This window comes from Acinetobacter sp. CWB-G5, from assembly GCF_019209785.1.
Classification (GTDB): Bacteria; Pseudomonadota; Gammaproteobacteria; order Pseudomonadales; family Moraxellaceae; genus Acinetobacter; species Acinetobacter johnsonii.
On sequence record NZ_JAHUTF010000002.1, the window covers coordinates 130,552 to 143,471 of the forward strand.

Here is a 12,920-nt window from a genome sequence, read left to right on the forward strand (position 1 = left end):
TAGGGTATCGAAATTTTTGTTATTGCTGAAACAGTATTTTTACATTACAAGAATCGGAAAAACCGAATCTTACTCCAGACTATTTCAGCGAATGTGATCATTCTGTTCATTTAGCATGATAAATATGATGACCAAATGACAAAATCATCTATTCCGCAACTCGTCTACAGACATGATGTCCCTAGGCTTAAAATTCAAGGGGATATTTGAAAAAAAGTTAAAATTAAAAAATTATGCTGTACTTTCGCTTCGCTGTATTACCACGTAAACTAAGCGATTGATGTTTTGATGTAGGTGTTTTTTCTGTGCAGCGTCCTTTAAATATAGAGCAATTGGTGATGGTCAAAGACCGTCATCGTTTAAACCGACTCAAAAAAGGAAAAGATGCCAACGAAAAGCAATATCAAGCATTATTTGAACAGTCGCATTTAAAAGTTCTAGAGCGTATTGAACGCATTCCGAGTATTAAACTGAATCAAGACCTGCCTGTTACGCAGTATGCAGACAAGTTAATTGATGCCATTCAAGAGCATCAAGTGATTATCGTTGCAGGGGAGACGGGTTCGGGTAAAACGACGCAACTACCGCAAATTGCGATGTTGGCGGGTCGTGGTTTAACCGGTCTGATTGGTCATACACAGCCACGTCGTTTGGCTGCGCGTAGTGTGTCCCAGCGTATTGCAGAAGAAGTTGGTGAGAAACTTGGCGAGTCCATTTCTTTTAAAGTTCGTTTTAATGAACAAGGCTCGCAGGATTCAATCATTCGTTTAATGACCGATGGTATTTTGCTGGCAGAGCTGGCCAATGACCGTTATCTCAATAAATACGACACCATTATTATCGATGAAGCGCATGAGCGTTCGCTCAATATCGACTTTATCATGGGGTATCTCAAACAGCTTTTGCCTCGCCGTAAAGATTTAAAAGTCATCATCACTTCAGCAACTTTAGATGTAAACCGTTTTAGTCAGTACTTTAACAATGCACCTATTTTTGAAGTAGAAGGTCGTAGCTTTCCAGTCGAACTACGTTATCGCCCTGTGTCTGAAATGAGCATTGTTGGTAGTGATGATGATGAGTTTGATGACTTTGAAGAAAACTTACCTCGTGCTGTCGTACAAGCTGTGGAGGAGTGTTTTCGGGATGCACAAGAAAAAGGCCATCCTGAATATGCCGATACTTTAATTTTTGCCAGTACCGAACAAGAGATTCGTGAATTACAAGAAACTTTGCAAAAGCATGGGCCGCGACATACAGAAATTTTACCTTTATATGCGCGTTTGGCCTTGGCTGAACAACAAAAAATCTTTAACCCATCTGGTGGTGGGCGACGCATTATTATCGCCACCAACGTTGCAGAAACAGCGCTAACTGTACCCAATATTCGTTATGTGATTGACAGTGGTTTTGCGCGTATCTCTCGCTATAACTATCGTTCACGCGTACAGCGTTTACCGATTGAAGCAGTTTCTCAGGCCGCAGCAAATCAGCGTAAAGGTCGTTGTGGTCGTATTGCCCCAGGTGTATGTATCCGTTTGTATTCTGAGGAAGACTTTCAAAGTCGCCCTGAGTTTACTGAACCCGAAATTAAGCGAACGAACTTAGCTTCAGTGATTTTACAGATGCAAAGTTTAGGGCTGGGTGCTTTAGAAGATTTTGATTTTATTGAGCCGCCAGATCATCGTTTAGTCAACGATGGTCGTAAGTTGTTGGTTGAACTTGGGGCAATGTCTGATAAAGGTAAAGCCCCTCTTTTGCAAAGAGGGGTTGGGGGAGATTCATCTGAAGTGAATCCCCCTCAATCCCCCTTTTCCAAAGGGGGAAGTAAAGGAGATTTAACCAAAATTGGTCAACAAATGGCCAAAATGCCAATTGATCCACGTTTGGCCCGTATGATTTTGGGTGGGGCACATTTTGGTGTGTTGAATGAAGTTTTGGTGATTGTTGCCGCCTTGGCCGTACAAGACCCACGTGAACGCCCTGCGGATAAACAAATGCAGGCAGATCAAAAACATGCATTGTTCCGTGAAGCCGATTCTGACTTTTTATTTTATATCAAACTTTGGGAAGCACTGGTTGCCAACCGGGATATGAGTGAAAACAAACGTCGTACTTTTGCGCGTAATCACTTTTTAAGCTGGTTGCGTTTACGTGAGTGGAAGAAAACTCATGAGCAATTGGTTGATTTGGCAAAAGGCTTAAAGTTGTCTTTTAATGAGAAAAAAGCCAGTTATGAAAATTTACACCGTGCACTTTTAACAGGTTTGTTGTCTTTTATTGCCAATAAAACCGATGAACGCAATGTGTTTATGGCGGTACGTCAGCAAAAGGCCCGCATTTTTCCAGCATCTACCTTACATAAGACCAATACGCCTTGGGTCATGGCTTTTGAGATGGTAGAAACCTCACAGGTCTACATTCGTACACTAGCAAAAATTGAACCTGAATGGATTTTGCTTGCAGCAGGTGATTTGCTGAAGCACCACTATTTTGAGCCGCACTGGTCGAAAAAAGCAGGTGTGGTTAATGCCTATGACCAAATTTCACTATTTGGCTTAATTATTGAGCCGAAACGTCAAATCAACTATGAAAAAGTCGACCATGTTGCAGCACATGAAATTTTCCTTCGAGATGCACTGACGACAGGGCATTTGGGCATTACGCCACCCTTTTTAAAACACAACCTACTTAAACTTGAAGAAGTAGAGCGGGTCGAGGATAAGCTACGCCGTCGTGATTTGGTGGTGGATGAAGAGACTATTTACCAGTTTTATGCGGCTAAAGTTCCTGAAGAGGTGGCAAGCCGTCGTAGTTTTGAAGACTGGCGCGCAACGGTTGAGCCGCAAAACCCACGTTATTTATTTATCGATGATGATGCATTGTGGGTGAACGACCGTCCAACCACGCAGCAGTTTCCCGATTTTTTACGTAATGGCGAACTGCGCCTTGCGGCCAGTTACCGTTTTGATCCAAGTCATGACGAAGATGGAGCAACAGTGAAAATTCCGTTGCAAGCTTTGCCTCAGGTGGATGAAAACTTATGGTCGTGGGGCATTCCCGGCTGGCGTCAGGATTTAATGGAAGCCTTACTCAAAGCACTGCCTAAAGATAAACGTCGTCACTTGGTACCAATTCCTGATACGGCTGCAAAGCTAATGGCGAAAGTAGATGCGATGCATTTGCAACAGCATATTTTTAGTTTTTTAGCCTTCCAGTTACGTGGCGAACAAATCACTGAAAAAGACTTTAGCTTTGAGCGGGTTGAACAATATTTATTGCCGTTGATTAAAGTCATTGACGACAAAGGCCGTGTGATTGAACAAGGTCGTGACTTGTCTGAGTTAAAAGCGCGCTGTCGAACAGAAACTCATAGTCCAGTCAAACAGCTCAAAGGTGAGTTCCAAACTTTTCCTGAAAATTTTGTGTTTGAAGCATCACAAAAAGTGACGGGTGTGGTGGTGAAGCAGTATCAAGCTTTAGTCCCGACCAAGGCCTTTGCGGCACTGGAACAAAAGGATGAGTCTGGTGTGGTGATTCAGACCTTTAATGATCAAGCTGAGGCGATTAAACAGCACCGTGAGGGTGTACTTCGTTTGGTGCATATACAACTGGGGGATTTGGTCCGTCAGTTGAAAAAACAAATTTCCAAACCTTTGGCATTGGCGTATTCACCTTTGGGCGATAAGGCGCAGCTGGAGCAAATGTTAGTTTATGCCACACTGCAAATGTCGATCAATGAACTGCCTGTCAACGCACAAGAGTTTGAAAACTTGGTTGCAAATGTCAAAAAAACTTTTCTGACCCATGGGCAAAAAGCACTGGCAGATGTGACAGAGATCTATATTCAATGGCAGGATATACGTCGAAAGTTGTTGGTCTTAGATGATGCAGTGTTTGGGAAAAATATTGATGATGTTGAAGATCAGCTAGATTTGATGTGCTTATCAAACTTTGTTTATGTGAAATCTTCCGACATCTGGCTTGAATTTCCTCGATATTTGAAAGCATTGGTCTTGCGTTTGGAGCGCCTGCCCAATAACCTACAGAGGGATAATTCTGCCATTGATCAAGTTGACCCGTGGATGGAAAAATTATTTAAGTTTAAAAATGACACTCGCCTTAAAGAATTGTATTTCATGGTTGAGGAGTTTCGGATTTCTTTATTCTCTCAACCGATGAAGACAAAGATGCCCATTTCTCCAACTCGCTTGCAAAAAGTATGGGAAAAACTTGGAATCAGTTAAGATATAGGTAATTTAAAGAAGGAGTTTTACATGGGCATCCGCATTACAGGTACGGGTCTTTATCATCCCGAAGACATCATTACCAATGAAGAGTTAGTTGAAAGTTTAAATGCTTATGTGGAACAGTATAACCTAGACAATGCTGACAAAATTGCTTCGGGCGAGTTGGAAGCCCGTCGTGGGTCAAGCGCAGAGTTTATTGAAAAAGCATCTGGTGTAAAACGTCGTTATGTGGTTGAGAAAACAGGGATCTTAGATCCGAAGCGTTTACGTCCATTGTTACATGAACGTTCAAATGATGAACTCTCGATTCAAGCCGAATGGGGTGTGATCGCTGCAAAACAAGCGATGGAAAATGCAGGCGTAACTGCAGAAGATATCGATGTCGTGATTTTATCGTGCTCTAATTTACAGCGTGCTTATCCGGCTGTTGCGATTGAAATTCAAACAGCATTGGGTATTCAAGGCTATGCCTATGACATGAACGTGGCTTGTTCGGCAGCAACTTTTGGCATTAAACAAGCCTATGATGCGATCAAAGCAGGCGGACGCCGTGTATTATTGGTGAATGTAGAAATCACCTCTGGTCATACCGACTACCGTTCACGTGATTGTCACTTTATCTTTGGTGATGTTGCAACCGCTTCAATCATTGAAGAAACCGACAGCAAAACTGGTTTTGAAATTGAAGACATTAACTTATTCACCCAGTTCTCAAACAACATCCGCAATAACTTTGGTTTCCTAAACTTAAGTGAAGTCGATGCAGACATTGAAAACAATCGTTTCGCTCAAGACGGTCGTAAAGTGTTCAAAGAAGTTTGTCCACTGGTTGCCAAAATGATTACAGCGCAACTTGAGAAAAACAACATTGCACCGACTGATGTGAAGCGTTTCTGGTTACACCAAGCCAATGCCAGCATGAATGAGCTGATTTTGAAATTGGTCGTAGGCAAAGAACATGCTCAGCCTGATTTAGTACCGATCATTTTAGATGAGTTTGCAAATACCTCTTCAGCAGGTGTCATTATTGCGTTGCACCGCACAGCAGACCAAGTCAATGACGGTGAATACGGTGTCTTGTGTTCATTCGGGGCAGGTTACTCTGTTGGTGCTGTGCTTGTGAAAAAACACGTCGCATAAGCCCGTATGTTGCAGGTTGAGCATGATGAAAAATGGATTAAACGCCTGAGTGCTTTATCCAAAGTTTATTTCACACCGACATTTATTGGTGCTGAACAGTTAGATGCATCACAACCTGCAATGTATGTAGGAAATCATTCTATGTATGGTGTGCTCGATTCACCTATGTTGATTGATTATCTCTACAATGAGCATCAGGTGGCTGTGGTCAGTATTGCTGATCATAGCCATTTTTATTTGCCACTGTGGCGCAGTGTGGTGAAAAAATTTGGTGCGGTTGATGGTGTTCCAGCCTATGTACGTGAAGCCATGCAACAAGGCTATTCCATTTTGGTTTTTCCTGGTGGCGGACGCGAAGTTTTAAAACGTGAGGGCGAACAGTACCAACTGATTTGGAAACAGCGCTACGGCTTTTTAAAACTTGCTCAAGAATTTGGCTATGACATTGTACCCTTTTCTGCTTTGGGCGGAGATGAAGTCTTTGATATTGGTTTTGATGCAAATAAAGTGGTTCAGCACCAATATTTTCAAAAGTTGCTACAAGTGCCACAGTTAAGTCGCTTGCTACGTAAAGGGGAGGTGATTCCATCTTTACCGAAACATTTGATTCCGAAACGCTTGCCTTTTTATTTTAATTTTATGCCCAGACAAAGTTTGATGCATATTGAAAACCTAGAACAGTTACAGCAGTTCCGCGACTTGATTGCAGCAGAAATTTATACTGGGCTTGCAGACTTAAGAGTATTGCGTCAACAGCAACATGGGGACCGATTTGATTGAGCATTTACAGGCGTAAAATCTGCTTAGTCTTCCTGTAAATCTTTCAACAAATGTGCAATTTTTAAAGTATGGGTCTTATTCCCTTTGACTTCCATAACCTTATTTTCCACCCACCATAAATATTCAAAAATTTCAGTTTCACTGGCTTGTTCACAAATGAATTGAAATAAACTGGGTAAGTATTCCTCATACTCATCTTGTAGTGCAGGATTACGATAGATACACAGGGGATCCCAGTCTTTAATCAGTATTTTGTTAATCGCATGTAATAAAGAAACATGTCGATTTTCCTCGGTAAACATAATACACCCCGCTGTCCTTGGGTTAGTTTGACGTTTAAAAAAGAAGTGGTGATGAAGATTATTTGTCTATTGTTTTCATGTTTTAAAAGATCTTAGCGTGCTTTTCGCATGAGTAAATAGCGTGCTCAGATAAGTGGAAGCTAAAGAAAAATATCTAGTAAAGTGGCAGTAAAGTTAGATCGCAGATTTACTTCAAAATATTATTCAGAATAAATGTTTCAAAATAGTGCGTAATTACGTATTAAGTAACATATAGTAATAATTTAAAAATCAAGTCTTTGTTTGAAGGACGCAATTTTTACTAATACCGTGAATTTCATCACTATCTAAATTTACATCATCCCATTTTTGCATTTGCTGTGTGAGCCAAACAAAATCCGAAACTTGCGGCTGGACTTGTTCGGGAATAAAACCACGAATGATGTTCTGAATCAGGTGATATTTTTCGACATGAACACTTGCTGAACACGCAAAGCGAATGATGTTGTAATCGACCAAGACTTGCCAAACAGGCTCAAGATCCTGCATCTGTTTAAGTTCAACTTGTGCTTTTTGGATGGCTTGGATGAGGGCTGTAAGTGTATTGGGATTGGATATAGCCCATTCTTGAGTCACAGCCAGTACTTTGTCTGCGACGCGAGGAATAATGTCTGAGCCAGTCGCAATGATTTGGCTATAGCCTTGAATTTCCGCTTGTGTGTTCCAAGGTTCCCCAACACAAAAACCATCGATCAATTGATTTGAAATGGCTTCCACCATATAGGGTGGCGGTAAAGTGCGTAAATGTACGCGTTTGGCAAACTCAGGATTGGCCAACGCCAACCACTCACGTAAACAATAATGATGAATAGACTGCTTAAACACATGGGCAATCGGAAGATACTGTTCATGCTGCATGGCACTAAAAAATTTCTGTGCAGTGGTGGCTGCATCGTCAGTTTTTTTGATATCGAGCGCATAGCATAGTTTTTGGCTTAAGCTAATAAAAGCACTGTTATAACTTAAGACAAGAGGGGTTTGTAGCGGAATACCGAGTTGATCTTGAGCGAGTGCGGCAGCAGGCAACATAGCAGATAAGCAATGTGCTGCGTCTAGGAAACCAAAAGCCAAACGATCTCTTAAACTTGCCCAAGACGCTTCTTTGACTAAGCTCACGTCTAAACCCACTTCTTCAAAAAAACCGCGTTGTTTAGCCCACAGTAAAGCAACACAGTCTAAAAGCGGAATATAGGCCAGATGAAGTTGTGACTTTTCGAGTTGAGCCATGACTTAGTCCTTGAGTTGAGATTGTAAAAGCTGTTGAGCATCCAACAGACGTCTTGCCATTTCACCGATGGTCATACGGTGGCTCATGGCATTTTTACGCAGCAATTGAAAGGCATCATCTTCAGATAGTCCATGTAATTGCATCAGCAAGACTTTCGCACGCTCTACATCTTTACGATCGGCGAGTTTATTTTTAGTATCCTGTAAGTCTGTGAGCAACTTTTTGTGTTTACGAAACTGTTCGATCGAGATTTCTAAAATATTTTCTAACTTTGAAGGATCGATCCCATCCACTATATAAGCCGTCACTCCAGCATCTATGGCACTTTTAATGGTGTCTTTATGGCTATTTTTAGTAAATAAAACAGTGGGTAGGTTAAATTGACTTACACAGCTTTCAATAATGTCACGTTGTGGATGGTCCATATCTAACAAAATGACGTCAGCACTTAATTGTTCAAGACGGCTAATATTGATGTGATCGATAATCAGGCAGGCAACCACATCGAAATCATGTTCGATGAGGGAACTTCGAATATATTGTGCGCGTTCTTGATTGTCATCAATCAATGCAATTTTCAGTTTAGGCATACTGTACAGTGCTCAGGAAAACCTGAAAATGAGATCTAAAAGTGTACAAGCAATTTAAATGCCAAACTTAACAAATGCCAGCTTTATCTCGAATCAGGCAGTCAATCTTTATCGTCGCGATTACAGACAAAGTATGCATGTTGCATATGTTGTGATCGGAGTTTTAATGAAAGAATTTAAGGATATGGATTCAGTAAATTGAAGTGTTGATGTTCTCAGTCGATTTGTACATCTAAGGGCGAATTTCTAGATGTCGTGCTTAGAACAAAGCAATGTCGTTTATTTGAGAAAACAGATGCTCATCGATAAGGCAAAATGCACCAAGAGGTAGCAGGGTTTTAAAAAGTCGGAAAAATTAGCTGTTGTGCTTTAAAAATAAAAACAGCTGATTATATCGAATTATAAGATTTTATTTTAAATAAATCATTAAAAAACAACAGATTAAAATTTAATTATAAATATTGGCACACTCGTTGCATTATCCCTAATGAGTCAAAGACGACTCTAAATCAAATTTGTAAGACGGCCAACGACGTCCGTTCTGATCGCTTCTACATCCCAAGTGTTTGTGCTGTAGAAAAACTATACGCTCAGTTCAGTCTGGAGAAGGTTATGTCTTCAAATTTACATGCTAAAAAAGCAACAAAAATAAGTCTTTTCAGTTTTAACGGCGCAGCAATGAGAGCCTTCCACATGAGTTGGCTCGCCTTTTTTGTCTGCTTCTTTGCTTGGTTCGCTTGTGCGCCGCTGATGCCAGTGATTGCGGGTGAATTTCATTTAACCAAAGATCAAATTGCCAATATCAATATTGCAGCTGTCGCGATCACCATTTTAGTTCGTCTTATTGTGGGGCCATTGTGTGATAAATACGGCCCGCGTAAAACCTATACCGCACTTCTTGTACTCGGCAGCATTCCAGTCTTTGGAGTAGCGTCTGCAAATAGCTATGAATCCTTCTTGTTCTTCCGTCTATTGATTGGTGCGATTGGGGCAAGCTTTGTCATCACTCAGTATCACACCAGCATTATGTTTGCGCCAAACGTAGTCGGGACTGCAAACGCAGCGACAGCAGGCTGGGGTAATGCAGGCGGTGGTGCAACACAAGTACTCATGCCATTGATGCTTGGTGCCTTAGTGATGTTTGGTGTAGAGCAAGCGATGGGCTGGAGAATTGCACTGATTGTTCCGGGTGTACTGATGCTGATCGTGGGGTTGATGTATTGGAAATTTACCCAAGACTGCCCACAAGGCAACTTCAAAGAACTTCGTGCAGAGGGTGTCAGTGTTGGTTCAGATAAAAAAGGTGGTGTAGCGATTCTGATGCATGCTGCGAAAAACTACCGTGTTTGGATTTTATTTGGTGCCTATGCCGCGTGTTTCGGGATTGAAATTTTTATTCATAACATTGTCGCGATGTACTACGTTGACCACTTTAGCTTTGGTTTAAAAGAAGCCGGGATGGCGGCTGGTATTTTCGGTTTACTGGCACTGTTTGCTCGTGCTCTGGGTGGCATTGTGTCAGACAAAGTCGCAACCAAAAAAGGGCTTGATGGTCGTACCAAAGTGTTATTTGGCATGATTTTGCTGGAAGGTCTCTTCCTCGTCCTATTCTCTCAAATGAACACCCCTATCTTTGCGATTCTCGCAATGACAGTTTTCGCATTGTTCACGCACATGGCATGTGGTGCAACTTATGCTTTGGTGCCTTTTATTGATCGTGATGCCTTGGGTGGTGTGGCAGGCATTATTGGCGCAGGGGGTAACGTGGGTGCAGTGGCAGCAGGTTTCCTACTCAAAGGTATGTTGGATATTCAAACCACACTGATGATTTTAGGTGGCTTGGTGGTCATCGCTGCAAGTTTTGTCCTGATGATTCGCTTCTCTGTTGAGCATAAAGAAAAGGAACAGCGCTTATTCGAACAAGCGGTACATGATCGTAGCATTGCTGAAGCGCAAAACTAAATAAAGAGATTAAACCCAAGCCTCAAGGCTCAGGCAGAACAAATGAAATATTGCGGAGAAAGAATATGAAAATCATCATGATTGGTCATGGCATGGTTGGCCACAAATTTATCGAATCAGTACTCGAACATGTGGGTGACGATGTTGAAATTACCATCTTGGCTGAAGAACCGCGCTTGGCTTATGACCGCGTACATTTGACTGAGTATTTCAGTGGTAAATCAGCAAAGGATTTAACCCTTTGTCGTGCAGATTTTGCTGATGCTTATGGCATAGATTTACGTTTGAATACCAAAGCGGTTGCAATTGATCAAAGCCATAAAACGGTGACGACGAATCATGGTGATGTTCTTAGTTTTGACAAACTAATCTTGGCAACAGGTTCATACGCTTTTGTTCCGCCTATTTCGGGTAATGACCGTGAAAATTGCTTTGTTTACCGAACCATTGAAGACTTAGATGCGATTCGTGCTGCAAGTCTCAATGCGAAATCAGGTGTGGTAATTGGTGGCGGTTTATTGGGCCTAGAAGCCGCTAAGGCGCTACGGGATCTGAACTTGGAAACCCATGTGGTTGAGTTTGCACCGCGTCTCATGGCGGTTCAAATTGATGACTTGGGCGGAAAGGTTCTACGTGCAAAAATTGAAAACTTAGGCGTAAAAGTCCATACCCAAAAAGCGACTTCATCAATTGAGGAGGGTGCTACGACGAAGCACGTGATGAAATTTGGAGATGGTTCTGAGCTTGAAACAGACATCATTTTGTTCTCAGCGGGTATTCGCCCACGTGATGAGTTGGCGCGTCAAAGTGGTTTAGCCCTTGGGGAGCGCGGCGGGATCATGATTAATGATTATTGCCAAACGTCAAATCCAGATATTTACGCCATTGGTGAATGTGCACTGTGGCAAAACAAAATTTATGGTCTGGTGGCACCAGGCTATGACATGGCACGTATTGCAGCAAAACATGTCACTGAACAAGCTTGTGCTGAATTTGCAGGTGCGGACATGAGCACCAAGTTGAAACTGATGGGCGTTGATGTGGCTTCGGTCGGTGATGCACATGCGATGACACCGAATGCACTCAGTTATTTCTATGCCGATGAAGATACACAAGTCTATAAGAAAATTGTGGTGAACGGCGAAAAGACCAAGTTACTTGGCGCAGTTTTAGTGGGCTGTGCAAAAGAGTACAACGACTTACTACAAATGATGCTGAATGGTTTAGCGCTTCCAGAAAATCCTGAAAGTTTAATCATGCCAGGTTATGCGCAATCCTCAAGTAAATCTGGAGGTAGTGGAGTTGATTTACTGCCAGACAGTGCAACCATTTGCTCATGTAATAACGTATCTAAAGCCGATATTTGCAGTGCAATCGCCGAGGGTTCAACGTCTCTAGGTGCCCTAAAAAAATGTACCAAAGCAGCTACTGCATGTGGTGGATGTGCACCATTAGTGACCCAAGTTTTAAAATCTGAATTACAACGCCAAGGCGTTACGGTCAATAATCATATCTGTGAGCACTTTGCTTACTCACGTCAAGAGCTGTATCACTTGGTACGGGTCAATGAAATCAAAACTTTTGATGACCTGATCCAACAACATGGTCATGGTTTGGGCTGCGATATTTGTAAGCCAACTGCAGCCAATATTTTAGCGTCGTGTTGGAATGACTTTGTTTTGAAACCAAGCCATGCAGGTCTACAAGACAGTAACGACTACTACCTAGGAAATATTCAAAAAGATGGTTCTTATTCTGTAGTACCACGCATGGCAGGCGGTGAAGTGACGCCTGATGGCTTAATTGCTGTGGGGCAAATTGCTAAAGAATATGGCCTATATACCAAGCTCACTGGTGGGCAACGTGTCGATATGTTTGGCGCGCAAATTCACCAACTTCCTGAAATTTGGGAAAAGCTCATCGCGGCGGGCTTTGAGTCAGGCCATGCGTATGGGAAATCGTTGCGTACAGTGAAGTCTTGTGTCGGCAGTACATGGTGTCGTTACGGTGTGGATGACTCGGTGGGTTTAGCTATTTTCCTAGAGAACCGCTACAAAGGACTGCGCTCACCGCACAAATTAAAAATGGCTGTTTCAGGCTGTACCCGTGAATGTGCCGAAGCGCAAAGTAAAGATGTCGGTGTGATTGCCACTGAAAAAGGCTGGAACCTGTATGTCTGCGGTAATGGTGGGATGAAGCCTCGCCATGCCGAGTTATTGGCTTCGGATCTTGACACCCAAACTTTAATTAAATACATCGACCGATTCTTTATGTTCTATGTGCAAACCGCAGACCGTCTACAACGAACTTCGGTATGGCGCGACAATATGGAAGGTGGTTTAGATTATCTCAAAGATGTGGTTGTGCATGATTCTTTAGGTCTAGCTGCTGAACTGGAACGTCGTATGAGCCATGTGGTGGGGACTTATCAAGATGAATGGCGTACGGCTGTTGAAGACCCAGAAGTACGTAAACGCTTCGTGACTTTCATCAATGCCAAAGCTGAGCAACAACAAGATCCGCATATTCAGTTTGCAGAAGTTCGTGGACAGATTCGTCCTAAAACTGAGGCTGAACGAGATCGTAGCCGTATTCCAGTGGTTGAAGCTTAACAAATTAGGGTATTCAAACT

Annotated in this window: 8 protein-coding genes; 5 read left to right on the forward strand and 3 right to left on the reverse strand. The window is 42.3% G+C overall.

Annotation, left to right across the window (positions count from 1 at the left end):
• The first annotated feature begins 305 nt into the window (after positions 1 to 305).
• From hrpA to KVY11_RS04750, 3 genes are read left to right on the forward strand one after another with little or no spacing between them, the layout of a single operon-like run.
• The gene (gene hrpA / locus KVY11_RS04740) at positions 306 to 4,244 is read left to right on the forward strand and encodes an ATP-dependent RNA helicase HrpA (protein ID WP_218288283.1); all 3,939 of its coding nucleotides are present in this window, start codon (positions 306 to 308) and stop codon (positions 4,242 to 4,244) included.
• Between the two features lie 30 nt (positions 4,245 to 4,274).
• Positions 4,275 to 5,387 (forward strand): beta-ketoacyl-ACP synthase III, encoded by a 1,113-nt coding sequence (locus tag KVY11_RS04745; RefSeq protein WP_218288284.1) that lies wholly within the window; start codon positions 4,275 to 4,277, stop codon positions 5,385 to 5,387.
• Between the two features lie 6 nt (positions 5,388 to 5,393).
• Positions 5,394 to 6,167: a 1-acyl-sn-glycerol-3-phosphate acyltransferase gene (locus tag KVY11_RS04750; protein WP_218288285.1), complete on the forward strand. Its 774-nt coding sequence runs from the start codon at positions 5,394 to 5,396 to the stop codon at positions 6,165 to 6,167.
• A 23-nt stretch (positions 6,168 to 6,190) separates the two neighbouring features.
• Here the strand turns inward: KVY11_RS04750 and KVY11_RS04755 are convergent, their stop codons facing one another.
• The 3 genes from KVY11_RS04755 to KVY11_RS04765 all read right to left on the reverse strand — a co-directional run bounded on the left by KVY11_RS04755 (position 6,191) and on the right by KVY11_RS04765 (position 8,326).
• Complete coding sequence (locus KVY11_RS04755; protein WP_168158899.1) at positions 6,191 to 6,469, reverse strand: hypothetical protein; 279 nt, start codon at positions 6,467 to 6,469, stop codon at positions 6,191 to 6,193.
• Between the two features lie 270 nt (positions 6,470 to 6,739).
• Entirely contained in the window at positions 6,740 to 7,735 is a 996-nt protein-coding gene (locus tag KVY11_RS04760) for an ABC transporter substrate-binding protein (RefSeq protein ID WP_218288286.1), read from the reverse strand.
• 3 nt (positions 7,736 to 7,738) lie between these two features.
• A complete protein-coding gene (locus KVY11_RS04765) occupies positions 7,739 to 8,326 on the reverse strand; it encodes an ANTAR domain-containing response regulator (RefSeq protein ID WP_004696311.1) in 588 nt (195 codons plus the stop codon).
• Positions 8,327 to 8,938: 612 nt separating this feature from the next.
• Here KVY11_RS04765 and KVY11_RS04770 point away from each other — a divergent pair.
• Together KVY11_RS04770 and nirB are read left to right on the forward strand one after the other, a co-directional pair.
• Positions 8,939 to 10,288, forward strand: a complete 1,350-nt coding sequence (locus KVY11_RS04770; protein WP_058869915.1) for an MFS transporter — start codon at positions 8,939 to 8,941, stop codon at positions 10,286 to 10,288.
• Positions 10,289 to 10,353: 65 nt separating this feature from the next.
• Entirely contained in the window at positions 10,354 to 12,900 is a 2,547-nt protein-coding gene (gene nirB / locus KVY11_RS04775; protein ID WP_078425908.1) for a nitrite reductase large subunit NirB, read from the forward strand.
• The last annotated feature ends 20 nt before the right edge of the window (positions 12,901 to 12,920 follow it).

Bases quoted from the DNA above. Each gene is read 5' to 3' on its own strand.
- KVY11_RS04745 (WP_218288284.1), top strand. From the start codon at position 4,275: ATGGGCATCCGCATTACAGGTACGGGTCTTTATCATCCCGAAGACATC.
- KVY11_RS04750 (WP_218288285.1), top strand. From the start codon at position 5,394: ATGTTGCAGGTTGAGCATGATGAAAAATGGATTAAACGCCTGAGTGCT.
- KVY11_RS04755 (WP_168158899.1), bottom strand. From the start codon at position 6,469: ATGTTTACCGAGGAAAATCGACATGTTTCTTTATTACATGCGATTAAC.
- KVY11_RS04760 (WP_218288286.1), bottom strand. From the start codon at position 7,735: ATGGCTCAACTCGAAAAGTCACAACTTCATCTGGCCTATATTCCGCTT.
- KVY11_RS04765 (WP_004696311.1), bottom strand. From the start codon at position 8,326: ATGCCTAAACTGAAAATTGCATTGATTGATGACAATCAAGAACGCGCA.
- KVY11_RS04770 (WP_058869915.1), top strand. From the start codon at position 8,939: ATGTCTTCAAATTTACATGCTAAAAAAGCAACAAAAATAAGTCTTTTC.
- nirB (WP_078425908.1), top strand. From the start codon at position 10,354: ATGAAAATCATCATGATTGGTCATGGCATGGTTGGCCACAAATTTATC.